The 16992-nt window shown below is 66.6% G+C and carries 15 protein-coding genes; 4 read left to right on the plus strand and 11 right to left on the minus strand.

Annotation, left to right across the window (positions count from 1 at the left end):
• Positions 1-211 precede the first annotated feature (211 nt).
• Both BLS74_RS32890 and BLS74_RS32895 read right to left on the minus strand, forming a co-directional pair.
• Positions 212-1888 (minus strand): AMP-binding protein, encoded by a 1677-nt coding sequence (locus BLS74_RS32890; protein WP_093112136.1) that lies wholly within the window; start codon positions 1886-1888, stop codon positions 212-214.
• Between the two features lie 28 nt (positions 1889-1916).
• Positions 1917-2507 (minus strand): 2-hydroxychromene-2-carboxylate isomerase, encoded by a 591-nt coding sequence (locus BLS74_RS32895; RefSeq protein ID WP_093112138.1) that lies wholly within the window; start codon positions 2505-2507, stop codon positions 1917-1919.
• Positions 2508-2665: 158 nt separating this feature from the next.
• On the opposite strand from BLS74_RS32895, the gene BLS74_RS32900 reads away from it, so the two are divergent.
• Positions 2666-3406, plus strand: coding sequence for an SDR family oxidoreductase (locus BLS74_RS32900; protein WP_093112140.1), 741 nt, complete (start codon positions 2666-2668; stop codon positions 3404-3406).
• Between the two features lie 3 nt (positions 3407-3409).
• A complete protein-coding gene (locus BLS74_RS32905; RefSeq protein WP_093112142.1) occupies positions 3410-4396 on the plus strand; it encodes an NAD(P)H-dependent flavin oxidoreductase in 987 nt (328 codons plus the stop codon).
• Between the two features lie 50 nt (positions 4397-4446).
• Here the strand turns inward: BLS74_RS32905 and BLS74_RS32910 are convergent, their stop codons facing one another.
• From BLS74_RS32910 to BLS74_RS32950, 9 genes are read right to left on the minus strand one after another with little or no spacing between them, the layout of a single operon-like run.
• Positions 4447-5967 (minus strand): AMP-binding protein, encoded by a 1521-nt coding sequence (locus BLS74_RS32910; protein ID WP_093112144.1) that lies wholly within the window; start codon positions 5965-5967, stop codon positions 4447-4449.
• A 9-nt stretch (positions 5968-5976) separates the two neighbouring features.
• Positions 5977-7755, minus strand: a complete 1779-nt coding sequence (locus BLS74_RS32915; RefSeq protein WP_093112147.1) for an acyl-CoA dehydrogenase C-terminal domain-containing protein — start codon at positions 7753-7755, stop codon at positions 5977-5979.
• Positions 7756-7771: 16 nt separating this feature from the next.
• Entirely contained in the window at positions 7772-8956 is a 1185-nt protein-coding gene (locus BLS74_RS32920) for an acetyl-CoA C-acyltransferase (protein ID WP_093112148.1), read from the minus strand.
• A gap of 3 nt (positions 8957-8959) precedes the next feature.
• Positions 8960-10741 carry an AMP-dependent synthetase/ligase gene (locus BLS74_RS32925; protein ID WP_170855807.1) on the minus strand — a complete coding sequence of 594 codons (1782 nt, stop codon included), beginning with the start codon at positions 10739-10741 and terminating at the stop codon, positions 8960-8962.
• Positions 10738-11940 (minus strand): ABC transporter substrate-binding protein, encoded by a 1203-nt coding sequence (locus BLS74_RS32930; RefSeq protein ID WP_093112152.1) that lies wholly within the window; start codon positions 11938-11940, stop codon positions 10738-10740. Before BLS74_RS32930 ends, BLS74_RS32925 begins: the two co-directional genes overlap by 4 nt.
• 15 nt (positions 11941-11955) lie before the next feature.
• Complete coding sequence (locus BLS74_RS32935; RefSeq protein WP_093112154.1) at positions 11956-12738, minus strand: ABC transporter ATP-binding protein; 783 nt, start codon at positions 12736-12738, stop codon at positions 11956-11958.
• A 4-nt stretch (positions 12739-12742) separates the two neighbouring features.
• Positions 12743-13507 (minus strand): ABC transporter ATP-binding protein, encoded by a 765-nt coding sequence (locus BLS74_RS32940; RefSeq protein ID WP_093112156.1) that lies wholly within the window; start codon positions 13505-13507, stop codon positions 12743-12745.
• A complete protein-coding gene (locus BLS74_RS32945; protein WP_093112158.1) occupies positions 13504-14577 on the minus strand; it encodes a branched-chain amino acid ABC transporter permease in 1074 nt (357 codons plus the stop codon). Before BLS74_RS32945 ends, BLS74_RS32940 begins: the two co-directional genes overlap by 4 nt.
• Before the next feature lie 4 nt (positions 14578-14581).
• Complete coding sequence (locus BLS74_RS32950) at positions 14582-15454, minus strand: branched-chain amino acid ABC transporter permease (RefSeq protein WP_093112160.1); 873 nt, start codon at positions 15452-15454, stop codon at positions 14582-14584.
• Positions 15455-15662: 208 nt separating this feature from the next.
• Here BLS74_RS32950 and BLS74_RS32955 point away from each other — a divergent pair, with 208 nt between their 5' ends.
• Both BLS74_RS32955 and BLS74_RS32960 read left to right on the plus strand, forming a co-directional pair.
• Complete coding sequence (locus BLS74_RS32955) at positions 15663-16253, plus strand: TetR/AcrR family transcriptional regulator (RefSeq protein WP_093112162.1); 591 nt, start codon at positions 15663-15665, stop codon at positions 16251-16253.
• 48 nt (positions 16254-16301) lie between these two features.
• A complete protein-coding gene (locus BLS74_RS32960) occupies positions 16302-16775 on the plus strand; it encodes a MarR family winged helix-turn-helix transcriptional regulator (protein WP_093112164.1) in 474 nt (157 codons plus the stop codon).
• Positions 16776-16992: the final 217 nt, after the last annotated feature.

Consider the following 16992-nt stretch of genomic DNA (forward strand, 5'->3'; position numbering starts at 1 on the left):
GGCGCGCCGCTTGGTACGCGTTCTGCCAGAGTGGATCGGACCGCCGCAGGAGCTCAATGCGCTTTCTTCACGGGAGCGGATGCCGTCTCCGAAGGCATTGCACACCCCCAAGAATGGGATGCTCTCCAGACTTGAAAATGCATCTGCAGCGCGGCCACGTCGGTCCAGCACTCCAGTCGAAAAAACCGCGTACACACGTCGATTCAGCTACTCATCCGGCGACTTCAACCTTGGGTGCCGCGTCCGTGGCACCGCTGGAAATTGGCCTCAGTTCTTTGCGCAGAATTTTTCCCACTGCTGATTTGGGCAGCGACTCGAGGAACGTGATGTGGCGAGGCACCTTGTATGCGGCAAGGAGCTTGCGGCAATGTGCTTCCAACTCTTCCGCCCTCAGCCCAGGTACGCGGCGGACGACGAAGAGATGGGGGGCCTCCGCCGAGCGCTCGTCAGGCACCCCGACGCACGCGCATTCGAGCACGTCCGGGTGCATGGCGACCACGCCTTCGATTTCGTTCGGGTAGACATTGAAGCCGGAGACCAGGATCATGTCCTTCTTCCGGTCGACGATGTACATCAGGCCTTGCGCATCCATGGTGACGATGTCGCCGGTCTTGAACCAGCCGTCCGGCGTGAAAGACCTGCGCGTTTCCTCCCCGCGATTCCAGTAGCCCGCGAAGACCTGCGGGCCCTTGATCAGCAGTTCACCCGGCGTGCCGAGCGGCACCGGTTCGCCCGCCTCGTCGACGATGAGAACGTCCGTCGACGGCACAGGCGCGCCGATGGTGCCGTTGCGCCCCGGCGCATTGAAGGTAACGCTGGGCGACGTTTCAGTAAGCCCATAGGCCTCGGTGATGGGTGGGCCGCCGGCCGCAACCCACTTGGCTGCAACGGCCGCCTGGATCGAGGCGCCGGCGCCGATGACCACGTTGCAGCGGGAGAAGTCGATGCCGGACAGCTCGGGCAACGCCACCAAGGCATTGAACATCGTGTTGACGCCTATCAGCATGTCGAAGGGCGCCCGCTCGAGTTCGGCGCAAAGCGCCTGGGCGTCGCGCGGATTGACGACCAAGCGGTTGTGAGCGCCGCTGGCAAGGGCCGTCAAAGCCATCCCGAGCGGAAAGATGTGATACAGCGGCAACGGCGTTACGATCTCAAAGTTGTCGATGTCGAGTGCCAACCCCAGCCATGACCGCATCTGCAGCGAGCTGGCAAGCACGCTACGGTGTGTCAGGCAAGCGCCCTTGGAAACACCCGTCGTGCCGCCGGTGTACTGCAGAAAAGCCAGGTCGGAGGGGCGCACGTGCTCGCTGGCGAAGTCGGCGTCCGGTAGCGCGGCGGTCGCGTCGCGCAAACCGACGACGCGAGGCCCATCGTTCGCAGCTGGCGCACCTGCATCGCCGCCCGTCGCGAACAATGCTTGCTTCACCTGTTGCATCGGCACGGTCATGACATACCGAAGCTGTGTCTGGCCGAGGACCTCGGTGACCACACCCATGAACGGCTCGGCAGCCACCAGTGCGGACGCCCCCGAATCGGCCAGTTGGTACGCCAGTTCGCGTGCCGTGTAGAGCGGGTTCATGGTCACCCCCACCATGCCCGCGCGCAGGATGGCGGCCAAAGCCACGGGGTAGATGAGGTTGTTGTGCAGCAGAAGGGCGACCCTGTCACCGCGCTTGAGCCCGGCCGCTTGCAGGGACCGCGCGAGTAGCGCCGACGCATGTTCGACCTGGGCGAAGCTCAGCGATTCACCCGCGCAGCTCACTGCCGTTCTGGCGGCGTGCCTTGTGAAAGCCCGCTCGAGCAAGGTGACGAGGGTTTCACTTTCGTCGAGGAAGACGTCGTGGGGAAGCCCTGTGGGGTAGGAGGCATGCCAGAGTCGATGTTCCATGTGATTTCCTTCGTGCGATCTGGGGGGCTCACGACAGCGCTTCGCGAACGAAGTCCATCCGGTCCTGGCCGAAAAACATCTGGTCGCCGACGAAGAGCGTGGGCGCGCCGAACACGCCGCGCTCGACGGCTTCTTGCGTCGTGGCCTTCAGGGCGGCCTTGATCTCGGCGTCCTGCGTCAGGCGATCGATCTCCGCGGGTTCGAACCCGCCTTCGGTCAGGATGCGGGCCGTGAGTTGCGCATCGTTCAGGTTGAGCGCGTCGATCCAGAGAGCCTTGAACACGCAGCCCAGCAATTGCTGCAGCTGCTCGGGGCGGCGCAGCTGAATGCCGGTAACCGCGCGCATGAGGAACAGCGTGATGACCGGGAAGTGCGGATTGCCCTGGAACGGCACGCCATAGCGGCGCGCATGGCGCTCGTAGTCCATCTGCGTATAACGCCCCTTGACGGGAATGGTGGCAGGCGAGGCGTTGCCCGTGGCCTGGTAGACGCCGCCCAGCAGCATCGGCCGGTAGACGAGGTCGGCGCCATGGCTGGCGCACAGGCCAGGCAACTGCGTCCACGCGAGGTACGACGAGGGGCTGCCGACATCGAAGAAAAAATCAACCGACTTGCGCATTCATGACTCCTTTAAGTTAACGAACGTTTGGTAAACGGACGCTATGTGATTAATGGAGTTCCGTCAACGGGGTTTCACTGGGTTCTTCTTCGATTGACAAACGAACGTTTACTGATTAACGTACGATGACTTAACGGGCGTTTTTTAAAGGAGACCGTATGGACCCATCAGCCAACCACCGCGGCGTGGCTTTCGTCGTCGGCGCAGGCGACGCCACCGGCAGCGCGATCGGCGCGCGCTTCGCCCGCGAGGGCTACGTCGCGTGCCTGACGCGGCGCTCGGCCGACAAGCTGGAGCCGGCCGTCCAGCGCATCCGCGCGGCCGGCGGCCAGGCGTTCGGCTACGGCAGCGATGCGCGCAAGGAGGAAGAGGTCGTGGCCCTCGTCGACCAGATCGAGAAGGAGCGCGGCCCGATCGAGGTGATGGTGTTCAACATCGGCGCCAACGTGCCCAGCAGCATCCTGGAGGAGACCGGGCGCAAGTACATGAAGATCTGGGAGATGGCCGCTTTCAGCGCCTTCCTGAATGCGCGCGAGGTCGCCCGCAGGATGGTCGAGCGGGGGCGTGGCACGATTCTCTTCACCGGCGCGACGGCAGGGACTCGCGGCTCAGCGAATTTCTCGGCCTTTGCCGGTGCCAAGCATGCGCTGCGCGCGCTGGCCCAGAGCATGGCGCGCGAACTCGGCCCGCGCGGCATCCACGTGGCGCATATCGTGGTCGACGGCGCAATCGACACGGAGTTCATCCGCAGCAACTTCCCCGAACGCTACGCGCTGAAAGAGCAGGGCGGCATCCTGAACCCCGAGCACATCGCGGAGAACTACTGGTACCTGCACACCCAGCCTCGAGACGCATGGACGTTCGAGATGGACCTTCGTCCCTACATGGAAACCTGGTGAAACATGAAAACACGCATCACTGAACTCTTCGGCATCCGCCACCCGATCATCCAGGGCGGCATGCACTACGTCGGCTTCGCGGAACTGGCCGCCGCCGTCTCCAATGCCGGCGGCCTCGGGCTCATCACCGGGCTGACGCAGAGGACGCCCGAGCTGCTGGCCAAGGAAATCGCCCGCTGCCGCGACATGACGGACCAGCCCTTCGGCGTGAACCTCACGTTCCTGCCGACCCTGTCTTCGCCGCCGTACCCGGAATACATCGCGGCCATCGCGGAAGGCGGCGTTCGCATCGTCGAGACCGCGGGGCGCAGCCCCGAGGCCTACATGCCCGCGCTCAAGAAGGCGGGCATCAAGGTGATCCACAAGTGCACCTCGGTGCGGCACGCGCTGAAGGCCGAAGCGATCGGATGCGACGCCGTGAGCGTGGACGGCTTCGAGTGTGGGGGCCACCCGGGCGAGGACGACCTGCCGAACATGATCCTGCTGCCGCGCGCGGCCGAGGAGCTGAAGATCCCGTTCGTCGCCTCCGGCGGCATGGCCGACGCGCGCAGCTTGGTGGCGGCGCTGGCGCTGGGCGCGGAGGGGATGAACATGGGCACCCGGTTCGTGGCGACCCAGGAAGCGCCGGTTCACCAGAACGTGAAGGACGCGATCGTCGCGGCAACGGAGCTCGACACGAGGCTCGTGATGCGCGGCCTGCGCAACACCGAGCGCGTCCTGACCAATTCATCCGTCGAGCAATTGATCCAGATCGAGAAGGAGAAGGGGCCGGACCTGAAGTTCGAGGACATCCTGGAGCAGGTCGCAGGTGTCTACCCGCGCGTCATGGTCGAAGGCAAGATGGACGCCGGCGCCTGGAGCTGCGGCATGGTCGTCGGTCTGATCCGCGACATTCCCACCGTGCGCGAACTGATCGATCGCATCATGGACGAGGCGGATCAGTTGATTGCCCGACGCCTTGCCGGGTTCCTGGAGCCTGCGCTGGCCTAGCCCTGGACATCCGCCGGCTCGCCGCGAAGCGGGTCGGCGACTCGCACCCTCTAGGCCAGGTAGCGGTCGCGCAGCAATTTCTTGTAGAGCTTGCCGGTCGCATGCCGGGGAAAATCGAGCTCGAAATCGATGCTCCGGGGCACCCTGAGCGGACCGAGCAGCTCGAGGCAGCGGGCCTTCAGCGCGTCGGCGATCGCCGTGCCCGTGAAATCCGGATGCGCCGGCTGGATGACGGCTTTGACCTCCTCGCCGTATTCCTCGTTCGGCACCCCGAAGACCGCGGCATCCGCAACGCGGGGGTCCTGCAGCAGCACGTCCTCGATCTCCTGCGGGTAGATGTTGACGCCGCCCGAGATGATGACAAAGTCCTTGCGGTCCGTCAGGTAGAGGTAGCCTTCGCGATCGAGATGGCCGATGTCGCCGAAGGACCGCCAGCCCTGCGGACTCATCGCTGCGCGGGTCTTGACCGGATCGTTCCAGTACTCGAACTGGGCATCGCTCTCGAAGTAGACGTTCCCGGTCTCGCCCGGCGACAGTTCCCGGCCGGCGTCGTCCAGGATGTGGAGGATGCCGTCGGTCGCACGTCCGACCGAGCCCTTGTGATCGAGCCATTCGCGCGAGCTGATGGCCGTGGCTCCGATGCCTTCGGTGCCCGAGTAGTACTCATGCAGGACCGGGCCCCACCAGTCGATCATCGCCTGCTTGACGTGCACCGGGCAGGGCGCCGCGCCGTGGACGGCGTAGCGCATGGAGGCCATGCTGTAGCGGCTGCGTACCTCCGCTTGCAGGCGCAGCAGGCGGTGGAACATGGTCGGCACCCAGAGCGAATGGGTGCATCCGAAATGCGCGATGGCGGCGAGCGCGCGCTCGGCATCGAACTTTGCCATCACGACGCTGGTGGCGCCGGCATGGATGGCCGCCGACACGAACCGGTTCGGCGCGCTGTGATAGAGCGGCGAAGTGGACAGGTAGACCGAGGAGGCGTCGAGCGCGAACGACCGCGCCACCGCGGCGTTGCGGTTGTCGACCGCATCGAAGTCGCCTTCGAAGGGCGGCTTGCGCACGCCCTTGGGCCGGCCGGTCGTGCCGGATGAATACAGCATCTCGCGTCCTGGCGCGAGCACGGGCGGCAGCCCGCTCGGCGCCGCCAGAAAACGCGGCTCCCAGGATTCGATGGCCGGATCCGCAAAGCCGATGCCGACGCGCCGTGCGCTGCCGAGGTCCAGCGACGAAGCCGTTTCGGCGCTCATGCAGGCCGAGGACACGACGGCGACCGATGCCCCCGAATCCTTCACGATGTATTCGAAATCCGCGGCCGACAGCCGCGTCGAGGCGAGCACGTAGTACAGCCCGATGCGCTGCGCGCCGAGCGCAAGAAAGAGCAACGCCGGCGCGTTCTCGATGCACAGCACGATGCAGTCGTTCCGCTTCAGGCCGAGCGACAGCAACGCGTTGGCCGCCCGGTTCGCCTCACGTTCCAGTTGCAGGAAGCTGAATGCCTCGCCCGATTCGAGAAAGTGCACCGCCACCTTGCCGGGCGTGGCAGCTGCGAAGCGGCTCAGGTGGTACATGCCGCGCGTTCAGAAAAGATCGATGGCCGGTTCCATCAATGCGGACGATCCCGCCCGGATCTCGCCGCACAGCGCTGCCGTCTGCGGCAGCAGCCGCTGGAAGTAGAAGCGGGCCGTCGCGATCTTCGATGCATAGATCGGGTCGGTGGAGCCGGCGTTCCTGAACGCCACCTCGGCCATGCGCGCCCAGCTCCACGCAAGCGCCAGGTGCCCGACCAGGCGCAGATAGGGCGCAGCGGCGGCGCCTGCGGCGTGCGGGTCCTGGGCCGACGTCGCCACCAGCTCGCCCGTGAGCTGCCTGATGTCGGTGACCAGCCCGGCGAGCGGCTGCGCGAACTCGCGCATCGCCTCGCGCGGGCTGCACGCCTCGGCAAATGCGCCGGCCATGTCCAGGAAGGCGCCCATCTGCCGGCCCTGGTCGGCCAGCACCTTGCGGCCGAGCAGGTCCATGGCCTGCACGCCGTTCGTTCCCTCGTAGAGGCCCACGATGCGCACGTCGCGCAGATGCTGCTCCACGCCGTTCTCGCGGATGTAGCCGTGCCCGCCGAACACCTGCATCGCGAGCAGCGTGCATTCCACCGCAAGGTCGCTCGACAGCGCCTTCACGAGCGGGGTCAAAAGGCCCAGCAGTTCGGCCGTCTCGCTGCGCTTGGCCGCATCGGGATGAAGACGCTGAAGATCGCTCAGCTGCGCGGCCCACAGCGCCAGGGCGCGCGCGCCCTCGATGTTCGCCTTCTGCGTGAGCAGCATCCGGCGCACGTCGGCATGCCCGATGATCGGGTCCGCCGCTTCGCCGGACGATCTGGGGCCGCTGGCGCGGCCCTGCAGGCGCTCCTTCGCATAGCCCAGGGCCTTCTGGTAGGCCGCTTCCATCAGGCCGATGGCGATCATGCCGACCAGCACGCGCATGTGGTTCATCTGCACGAACATGCCCGCCAGCCCCTTGTTGGGCGCGCCCAGCAGCCAGCCGGTTGCACCGTCGAAGTTGATGGTGCAGGTCGAGTTGCCGTGGATGCCCAGCTTGTGCTCGATGGAGCCGCAGACCACCGCATTGCGTGCGCCGGCCGCGCCGTTCGCATCGGGAATGAATTTCGGCACGATGAAAAGAGAGATGCCCTTCACGCCGGGCGGCGCATCGGTGATGCGCGCGAGCACCAGGTGCATGATGTTGCCGGTCAGGTCCTGCTCGCCGCCCGAGATGAAGATCTTGCTGCCTGTGATGCGGTAGCTGCCGTCGGGCTGCGCCACGGCACGGGTGCGCATCAGGCCCAGGTCGGTGCCCGCGTTGGGCTCGGTCAGGCACATGGTGCCGGCCCATTCGCCCGAGGCGATTTTCGGCAGGTAGAGCGCCTTCTGTTCCTCCGACCCGTTGGCCGCCACGTTCACATAGGTGGCATGCGACATGCCGGGGTAGGAGGCCCACGCCATGTTCGCGCCGCCGAAGACTTCGTAGACCGCATTGGCCACGACCGAAGGAAAGCCCTGGCCGCCGAACTCGGGGCTGCACGCCAGGCCGGCCCAGCCGTTCTTGGTGAACTCGTCGTACGCCTTCTTGAAGCCGGGCGGGGTCTGCACCACGCCGGGCGAGGGCATGCTGCACCCGTGCTCGTCGCCGGGCCCGTTGAGCGGCGCGATCACCTCGGACGCGAACTGGCCGGCCGCGGCGAGCACCTGGTCGATGGTCTCGCCATCGAGCTCCGGCTCGCCGTAGGCTTCCAGCATGGCCGGCACCTGGAGCAGTTCGTGCAAGACGAATTGAATGTCACGCAGCGGGATCTGGTAGGTCATGGTGCTGCTCCTTGCGTCAGGCCACTTCGAACAGGCCCGCGGCACCCATACCGCCGCCGACGCACATCGTCACCACGACGAAGCGCGCGCGGCGCCGCTTGCCTTCGATCAGCGCATGCCCGACCAGACGCGAGCCCGTCATGCCGTAGGGGTGGCCGATCGTGATGCCGCCGCCGTTGACGTTCAGCTTTTCCGGATCGATGCCCAGGCGGTCGCGCGAGTACAGCACTTGGCAGGCAAAGGCCTCGTTCAATTCCCACAGGCCGATGTCGCTCACCTTGAGCCCGTGGGTCTTCAGCAGCTTGGGCACCGCCAGGACCGGGCCGATGCCCATTTCTTCCGGCGCGAGCCCGGCCACCGCGATGCCGCGGTACGTGCCCAGCGCCTTGAGCCCGCGGCGCTCGGCGACCGCGCGCTCCACCAGCACGCAGGCCGACGCGCCATCCGACAGCTGGCTTGAATTGCCCGCGGTGATGACGCCGCCTTCGATGACGGGCTTGAGCTTGGAAAGACCTTCGAGCGTGGTGTCGGGGCGGTTGCCTTCATCGCGGTCCAGGGTCACGTCGCGCAAGCTGACCGTGCCCGTCTGCTTGTCGGCCAGGGCCATGCTTGCGGTGATCGGCACGATCTCGTCGTCGAACAGGTGGCGCTCCTGCGCGAGCGCGGTGCGGCGCTGCGCTTCCGCGGAATAGGCGTCTTGCGCCTCGCGCGAGATGCCGTATTTCTTTGCCACGATCTCGGCCGTGTTGAGCATCGGGATATAGGCGTGCTGCACGCGCGCGATGAGCAGCGGGTCGGCCTCTTCACCCACCCACTTGACGAACGGGTTCTGCACGGCGGAAATGTTCTCCTGCCCCCCGCCCACGGTCACGTCCATGCCGTCGACGATGATCTGCTTGGCCGCCGTCGCGATGGCCATCAGGCCCGAGGCGCATTGCCGATCCATGGTCTGGCCCGGCACCGACTGCGGCAGTCCCGCCGCGAGCGCCGCAAGGCGTCCGATGTTCATGCCCGCGGTGCCGGCGGCCATCGCGCTGCCGATGACCACGTCCTCCACCTCGCCGGGATTGATGCCTGCCCGCTGCACGGCGTGCTGGATCGCGTGGCCCATCAGGGTGGGGGACTTGATGTTGTTCAATGCGCCGCGGAACGCGCGGCCGATGCCCGTGCGTGCGGTGGAAACGATGACGGCTTCTCTCATAGTTCAGACTCCAAGGGGTTCGGTGAAAAGGTTGGCGTAGCGGCTCGTCACGACCGAGCGGTTCAGGCGCATTGCGGGCGTGAGTTCTTCGTCGCCCTGGTGCAGCGAGCGCGGGATGACGCGAATGGTGCGCACGCGATGGGCTTCGGGCAGGCGCCCGTTCGCGATCTCCACCTGCGCCGCGATGAGCGCGCTGATCTCGGGCAGGCCGAGCAGGCTGGCGTAGTCGGTGAAGGGCAGCCGGTGCTGCTGCGCGTGCTTCCTGATGCGCTCCTCGTCGAGCGCGAGCAGTGCCGCGGAATGCCCGTCTTCCGCCGGAACGACGATCGCATCGGCGATGTAGGCACTGAGCCGGAATGCGTCTTCCGCGATCTCCGGGCTGATGGATTCGCCGCGTGTTCCGATGGACCGCGCGCGCACGCGGCCCAGCAGGTGCAAGCGGGCGTGTTCGTCGACCCGCCCCAGGTCGCCGGTGCGCAGCCAGCCGTCCGCAAGGGATGCGGCAGCGGCCGGTTTTCCGCGCACCCAATAGGCCGGGCGCGAGACCGGGCCGCGCACCAGCACTTCGCCGTCGGGTGCGAGCTTCAGCTGCGTGCCTGTTTCGATGGGGGCGGACGCGGCCTCCTGCGAGCTGCTGGCGGGAACGATCCTGCAGAAGCCGGCCTCGGCCATGCCGTAGCAGTCGAGCATCGGAACGCCGATGGCGTCGAACCAGTCGGCGACCTGCGCCGGACTGGAAGCACCGCTCGCGAGCGCGACGCGCACGTTGCAAAGGCCCAGGGCCGAACGTATGCGCCCGCGCGTCTTGCGCTGCAGCCAGCCCGGCCGGCGCGGCGCAAGGCACGCGGCGTACGCGCTGCGGGCAGAAGGCACGGCTTCCTGCATGAACAGCTCCGTCATGCCTTGCAGCTTTTCGAAGAAGCGCGGGGCTGCGAACAGGAAATGCGGCTCGACCTCGCCCATGTCGTTGAACACCGTGGCCCCGTTCTCCGGCAAGTGGAGCAGGGCTTCATGCATGAGCATGGACTTCTGGGCCAGCATGCGTTCGCCATAGTGCGCGAGCGACATGATCGACAGGGCCCGGTCTCCCGGGCGCAGCTGCAGCCAATGGCTCATGACGCGCACTTCCCGCAGGAACTCATGCTGCCGCCGTGCCACCAGCCGCGCCGGGCCGGTGCTGCCTGCCGTGGCCGCCAGGAACCCAATCTGGTCTCCCGAGCCCGCATCGATCCGGCTGTCGAACAGCGCCGGTTCCCGGGCGGCGGCTTGCACGCCGCGGGCATGCCATTCGTCGTAGGCGCTGACCTGCGGGTCGGTGAAGCGCAGCAGCCCGCGTGTCTCGAGCACCACGATGTGGCGCAGCTCGGGGCAGGTGTCGCGCACCGCAAGCACCTTCACCAGCTGGTCGGCGTTCTCCACGAAGACCACGCGCGACCCCGCCTCGGCGAGCGCATTCCCCACCTGCGCGGCCGTGCTGCACGGGTACATGCCGTGGGACACGAAACCCATGGCCTGCGCGGCCATGTCGACAACCAGCCACCGGGGCCGGTTGTCCGAAAGGATGGAGACCACCTCGCCGGCCTGCAGCCCGGCCTCGGCCAGGGCCAGCCCGATGGCCCGCGCCTCGCTGAAATAGCCGCTCCAGGACAGCCCCTGCCAGATGCCGCGCTCCTTGTGGCGCAGCGCAGGCCTGTCGCCCCATTCGGCGCAGCGGCGCCGCCACAGCTGGGGCAGCGTCGCGAGGCGCGCCTCGTCCGCGGCCAGCGATGCCGACACGTGAATCACAGGGCGCTCTTGGCCGGATCGACCACGCTCGACCGTGCGGTCCAGCGGCCCTGCACGACCTGTTCGACCCGGGTCCATTCCGGGTCGATGTGGTTGTTGGCGAAGCGCTGCGTGTCGTACGAAGACACGCCCTTGAAAGTGGATGCCTGCAGCGCCTTCACCAGCTTGTCGGTCGTCAGGTCGCGGCCCGCATTGCGCACTTCCTGCAGGAACCAGCTGGTGTAGTCGTAGAAGGCAGCGGCCACGTCGTCCGGCTCCGCCTTGAAACGTTTGCGGTAGCCCTCGGCCCACGACTTCTCGGCGGCGGTGGCCTGGTCGGGCGTCGCGATGCGCCAGGTGCCGACGCCGTACACGCCTTCCATCGCGTCCTTGCCGAGGGCGATGGTGAGGCCGGCACGGCCCGGGCTGGCGGTCAGCACGTTGACGCCAGCCAGGCCGAGCTTCTTCACCTCGGCCGCCACGGCGATGGTCTCGCGCGTGGTGGTCGCGCAGACGATCAGGTCCACGCCTGCGGCCTGCATGCGTGCAACGTGCGAGGAGAAATCGAGATCGCCGACCTTGTAGCTGGCTTCTGCCGCAAGTGGCGCGCCCTTGGCTGCGAGCGCCGCCTTCACGCCCTTGCCGACCAGGTCGCCGAACGGGCCCTCCTGGTAGATGAACCCGACCTTCTTGCTGCCGAGGTTGCCGGTGGCCCACTTCACGGCCGCAGACGTCGTGCTGTCGTAGTTGAGGTTGGTCGTGAAGAGCAGCGGCGTCTGCCCGGCCGCCTGGCGCACCAGGCCGGAGGCAGCATACGGCGCGAAACAGACCACGCCGGCGTCCACCGCCTTCTTGACCGTGGCCACGTTCGGTCCGGAACCGAACGGGCAGAGGAGGGCGAAGACTTCGTCCTTGCGGATCAGCTTGTCCACGGCGCGCACCGCTTGCGAGGGCTGGCTCGCGTTGTCCTCGATCACGAGCCGGAGCTTGCGGCCGTTGATGCCGCCGGCCTCGTTGGCCTCGTCGATGCGCATCTGGATGCCGTTGCGGATCACGGGCATGGCGATCGCCACCGGCCCGGAAAGGTCCAGGTGCGTGCCCAGGACGAGCTCCTTGTCGCCGACACCCGCCGCGGCTGCGCGCGCGGATGTCGTCCACAGGGCGCCCGGCGCCACGGCGGCCAGGCTTGTCTTCAGAAGGGTTCGGCGATCGAGTGTCATGGCAGGGTCCTTTTCTCAGTTCCAGGAAGGGCGTCGCCGTGCCGGCCGGATCCCGCCAGCGACGCCTTGCGGCAGGTGGTGCGAAGCACCACCCAGGTAAAACTCCTTGATGTCTTCGCGCTGCGAGAGGGCCTCGCAGCTTCCGGCGGCAGCCACGCGCCCCAGTTCGATGACATAGCCGTGGTCGGCGGTGGCCAGCGCGATGGCCGCGTTCTGCTCCACCACGAGCACGGCGGTCCTGGTCTGCTCGCGGATGCGCCGGATGATGGCGAAGATGTCCTTGGTGAACAGCGGCGAGAGGCCCAGCGACGGCTCGTCCAGCAGCAGCAGGCGCGGCCGTCCCATCAGCGCGCGGCTGATCGCCAGCATCTGCTGCTCGCCGCCGGAAAGCAGGCCCGCCTGCTGGCGCTGGCGTTCGCGCAGACGCGGGAACCAGTCGTACATCTGCTCGATGTCGCGCGCGATTTCCGAGTCCTTCCGGGCGAATGCGCCCATGCGCAGGTTCTCCGCGATGGTGAGGAACGGGAATATCTGGCGGCCCTCGGGAACCAGCACCACGCCGCCGCGAGCGACCTCATCGGCGTCCTTGCCGCCGATCGGCCGGCCCTCGAACTCGACCGTACCGTTGGAAGGCGCGAGCACGCCCGCAATGGTGTTGAGCAAGGTCGTCTTGCCGGCGCCGTTGGCGCCCAGCACCGTGACGATCTGCGCGGCTTGCACCTCGAGGCTCACGCCGTGCAGCGCCCGCACGGGCCCATACCAGGTCTCGAGATTGCGGACGGAGAGCAGAGAAGTCATGAGATCAGGTCCCCAGGTAAGCCGCAATCACGCGCGGGTCGGCCTGCACCTGCGCCGGCGTGCCATCGGTCAGCACCTGGCCCTGGTCCATCACCACCACCCGGTTGGCCACGGCGGCGACCAGCGACATGTCGTGCTCCACCATGACCACGGTGACACCCAGTTCGGCCTGGATGTCTTCTAGCCAGTACGCGAGCCTGCGCGTCTCCTCAGGGTTCAGCCCGGAGGCGGGCTCGTCGAGCAGCAGCAGCTGCGGCTCCGCAGCGAGCGCGCGGCCGAGCTCGACGACCTTGCGCACGCCGTAGGGCAGTTCCGCCACCGGCCGGTGCCGGAACGCGGCGAGATCCAGCAGGCGCACGACGTCCTCGACGCGTTCGCGCGTGTGGGCTTCCGCACGCTGCACGCAGGGCAGGTTGAACATCTGCGAGAAGAAGTTGCCGTGGTTCGCGCGATGGCGCCCGAGCAGCAGGTTCTCCAGCACCGTCGCGCCTTCGAACAGTTCGATGTTCTGGAACGTGCGCGCGATGCCCTGGCGGACCACGTCGTGCCGCGCCAGGCGCAGGATGTCCTGGCCGTTGAAGCGGATGCTGCCGCTGCTGGCGTCGAACACGCGCGTGATCAGATTCAGGAGCGATGTCTTGCCCGCGCCGTTCGGTCCGATCACCGCGAGAATCTCGCCCGCGCGAATCGAGAAGCTCACGTCGCGCACGGCCTTGACGCCGCCGAAGGACAGGCTCAGCCGCTCGACCTCGAAGAATGCGGGGCTCATCGGTAGCGCTCCGATTTCATGTAGACCTTGGTCTGATGAACGCTGCTCTTGCGCACCCACGGGAACTCGGCGAGAACCTTGCGGATGCGCACCCAACGGGCGTTCAGGCCGCCCGGCTCGAGCAGGACGAAGAAGGTCAGCACGGCGCCGTAGACGAAAAGCTCCAGCCCGAACTGCGCGCCGAGCCTGGTGGGCAGCGCCTCCTTCAGCGAGGAGATGAACGAGGGCAGGAGACCGATCAGGATTGCGCCGAGGATGGCCCCGCGCAGGCTTCCGAGTCCGCCGATGAACACCATCAGTACGAGTTGCAATGAGAGCGCGAGGCCGAAGGCTTCCGGCGTGATGTGCTGCATCTGGTGCGCGAGCAGTGCGCCGGCAAGCCCGGAGCACGCCGCCGAAAGGCTGAAGGCCAGCACCTTGGTGCGCGCGACGTCGATGCCCAGGCCCTGCGCCGCCGCCTCCGAGTCGCGGATGCCGATGAAGGCGCGGCCGGTGGCGGAGCGCATCAGGTTGACCAGCAGGATCAAGACCACCGCCAGCACCACCAGGCAAAGGAAGTAGAAGGCGCGCGGACCGCCGAGGCTGAATCCGAACAGCGTCGGGTCCGGCACGGCCATGCCGCTGTGCCCCGCGGTGACGCTCTTCCACCGGCCGAGTACATGCTCGCACACGATGGCGAATGCCATGGTCACCATCGCCAGGTGCAGCCCCGACACACGGATGGCCGGCATGCCGACGAGCAGCCCGCCGAGCGCCGCGCCCGCGGTGGTCAGGAGCAGCGACACGGGCAGCGGCACGCCCTGGGTCAACAGGATGGTGTGGATGTACGCGCCGATGCCGACGAACGCGGACTGGCCGAGCGACACCTGGCCGGTGAAGCCGGTCAGCATCATGAGGCCGAGGCTCGCGACGCACATGATGAGGATGAAACTCGCCTCGCCGATGTGATAGGCCGGCAACACCCATGGCGCGGCCACCAGGGCCACGGCGAGCAGGCCGTACGCAAGCCGCTCGTGCTTGCCGCGCAGCAGCCGCCGGCCGTCCTCGAATCCCGTTTCGTAGCGTGCCATGGTGTCAGACCCTCCGGCCGTGGCTTTCGCCCAGGATCCCGCGCGGATACAGGACGAGAACCGCAATGAGCACGAGGTAGGGCGCAACGTCCTTCACGCCGTCGGGCAGGTAGACGCCCGCGAATTGTTCGATGAGGCCGATGAGGAGCCCGCCGATGACGGCGCCCGGCGCGCTCCCGAAGCCGCCGAGAACCAGCGCCGCCAGCGCCTTGAGCATGACGAACCACAGGCCCAGGTCGACCAGCGTGATGGGCGCGAGCAGCAGCCCGCACAGTGCGGCAATGGCACCGGAAATGGCCCACACCAGCGAGTTGAGACGCTTCACGCGCACGCCGCAGAGATAGGCCGCCAACTGGTTCTGCGACGTCGCGTGGATGGCGATGCCGAGCGTGGTGCGGCGCAGGAAGTAATACAGGAGCGCCGTCACGCCCATGGCGGCGCCGACGATCACCAGGTTGAGCTCGGCCACCACGCTGCCGCCGAGCTGCATGGATTGGCCCGTCCACGGCGTGGGATAGCTGCGCGACTCGGGCCCGAAGAACATGCTGACGCCGCCGCGGATCATGAAGCCGATCCCGATGGTGAGCATGACACCCGAGAACTGCGGACGGCCGACGATCCTGCGCATGATCTGCGCTTCGAGCAGGAAGCAGAGCGCGGCCGAGATGCACAGCACGACGACGAAGCTGAGCCAGAACGGCAGGCCCGCCGCGACGACGAGGCCCCAGCCGAGGAATGCGGAAAGCATCACCACGTCGCCCTGTGCGAAGTTGAGGACCTCGGTCGCCTTGTAGCTGAGAACGAGGCCGAGCGCGACGAGTCCGTAGATGGCACCGCTCGAGATGCCTTGCACGATCAGCTGGGTCAGTTGGGTCATCGGATCATCCGCTTGGCTTTAAATAACGATCGTTTGGTAAACGGTGGTGAACTATAGGTTTGCAATCACGGCAGCGTCAACACGCTGGAGTGGGTTTGCAGCAGGGAGAAACCCTCGCCCGGAAGGTCGATGACTGTTGGAATTACGCCCGTTTAACAAACGAGCGACATGCTATGATGGGTGCTCCACGATCTGTAGAGGCCCATTCATGCGCTATCCGACAAACCACAAAGAGGAAACCCGCAAGAAGCTGCTCGCGAATGCCCGCGCCATCGCCAAGAAGGACGGCTTCGGAACCACCGGCGTCGATGAATTGATGGCGAGCATCGGCCTGACCGGCGGTGCCTTCTACGGCCATTTCCCGTCCAAGGAGGCGCTGTTCGCCGAGCTCCTCGAGCACGAGATCTCCAACAGCACCGACATGCTGGCCGGGGACCGCGACTCCCCGCCCGACCACGTCGCCAAGCGCCTGCGCAGCTACCTGAGTTCGTACCACGCGCTGCATCCCGAAACCGGATGCGTGCTGCCGGCTCTGGGCCCCGAGATCGCGAGGGCGGGGCCCGAGGTGCGTGCGGCGGTCGAGGAGGGCCTCAAGCGCCTGCAGAAGAGCTGGAGTTCGCGCATCGGCGACCCGGATGCGGCATGGGCGCTGATTGCCCAGTGCGTCGGCGCACTGGTCCTGTCGCGCGCGGTCGAGTCGGAGCGCACCCGCAAGGAAATCCTGGCTTCCAGCCGCCGCTTCATCGACCAGACGCATGCACTGGATGAGGCTCCCGCAAAGCCGTCCAAGGTGTCCTGACAGCCGAAGCCGATGTTGTCTAGGCGCGCCACTCGCGCACGTGCGCCAATGCAAACGCTCTCTGCGCCGCAGACGCACGCGATCGCTGCCGCGGGCCTTCAGCGGTCAGCCTGTACCGACACCAAGGCGCATCAGCTCGCCCGCCTGATCAGGCAGCACTATGACGCGGAACTCAGCAAGGTCGGTCTCAGAATCACGCAGTACCGGCTGTTGATGGAAGTCCTGGCACACGGGCCGGTGCGCCCCTGCGATCTGGCCGAGACGATGTCGCTCTCTCCATCGACGCTGACACGCACTCTCAAGCCCCTCATCTCGACAGGTTGGGTGGATCTTGGACCGGGTACTGACGGGCGCACTCGGAGCGTGCGTATCACCGCTGCGGGCCGCGGCAAGTGTGCCGAGGGCATGCCTCACTGGAGCGTGGCCCAAGCCAACGTGCACCAGTTGATTGGGAGCAGAAATGTCAGCGCATTGCATGCGCTCATCGGGGAGTGCTTGATGCGCATTTCAGCAGTGGAATGAATGAATGACATCAAGCCATGTCTCGGGTTTGCGACGTGGGGAGAAGGGGGTGTGTCGAGGGTGTGCTCGATTTAGGCACTGAAGAAGGCTTCGGCCACTATTTGAAAGCGGCCGACTAGTGTCCTGTCCTGCAAATAACTGGTATTAGTCTTGCTTGCCGGTGCAGTATCTTTTGGACGGAGATACCGCGATGAGAACAGGCAGACCGAAAGCTGAT

Source organism: Variovorax sp. CF079 (assembly GCF_900101545.1).
Lineage (GTDB): Bacteria > Pseudomonadota > Gammaproteobacteria > Burkholderiales > Burkholderiaceae_C > Variovorax.

Coding starts and splice junctions, on each gene's coding strand:
- BLS74_RS32890 (WP_093112136.1), bottom strand. CDS start 1,888: ATGGAACATCGACTCTGGCATGCCTCCTACCCCACAGGGCTTCCCCAC.
- BLS74_RS32895 (WP_093112138.1), bottom strand. CDS start 2,507: ATGCGCAAGTCGGTTGATTTTTTCTTCGATGTCGGCAGCCCCTCGTCG.
- BLS74_RS32900 (WP_093112140.1), top strand. CDS start 2,666: ATGGACCCATCAGCCAACCACCGCGGCGTGGCTTTCGTCGTCGGCGCA.
- BLS74_RS32905 (WP_093112142.1), top strand. CDS start 3,410: ATGAAAACACGCATCACTGAACTCTTCGGCATCCGCCACCCGATCATC.
- BLS74_RS32910 (WP_093112144.1), bottom strand. CDS start 5,967: ATGTACCACCTGAGCCGCTTCGCAGCTGCCACGCCCGGCAAGGTGGCG.
- BLS74_RS32915 (WP_093112147.1), bottom strand. CDS start 7,755: ATGACCTACCAGATCCCGCTGCGTGACATTCAATTCGTCTTGCACGAA.
- BLS74_RS32920 (WP_093112148.1), bottom strand. CDS start 8,956: ATGAGAGAAGCCGTCATCGTTTCCACCGCACGCACGGGCATCGGCCGC.
- BLS74_RS32930 (WP_093112152.1), bottom strand. CDS start 11,940: ATGACACTCGATCGCCGAACCCTTCTGAAGACAAGCCTGGCCGCCGTG.
- BLS74_RS32935 (WP_093112154.1), bottom strand. CDS start 12,738: ATGACTTCTCTGCTCTCCGTCCGCAATCTCGAGACCTGGTATGGGCCC.
- BLS74_RS32940 (WP_093112156.1), bottom strand. CDS start 13,507: ATGAGCCCCGCATTCTTCGAGGTCGAGCGGCTGAGCCTGTCCTTCGGC.
- BLS74_RS32945 (WP_093112158.1), bottom strand. CDS start 14,577: ATGGCACGCTACGAAACGGGATTCGAGGACGGCCGGCGGCTGCTGCGC.
- BLS74_RS32950 (WP_093112160.1), bottom strand. CDS start 15,454: ATGACCCAACTGACCCAGCTGATCGTGCAAGGCATCTCGAGCGGTGCC.
- BLS74_RS32955 (WP_093112162.1), top strand. CDS start 15,663: ATGCGCTATCCGACAAACCACAAAGAGGAAACCCGCAAGAAGCTGCTC.
- BLS74_RS32960 (WP_093112164.1), top strand. CDS start 16,302: ATGCAAACGCTCTCTGCGCCGCAGACGCACGCGATCGCTGCCGCGGGC.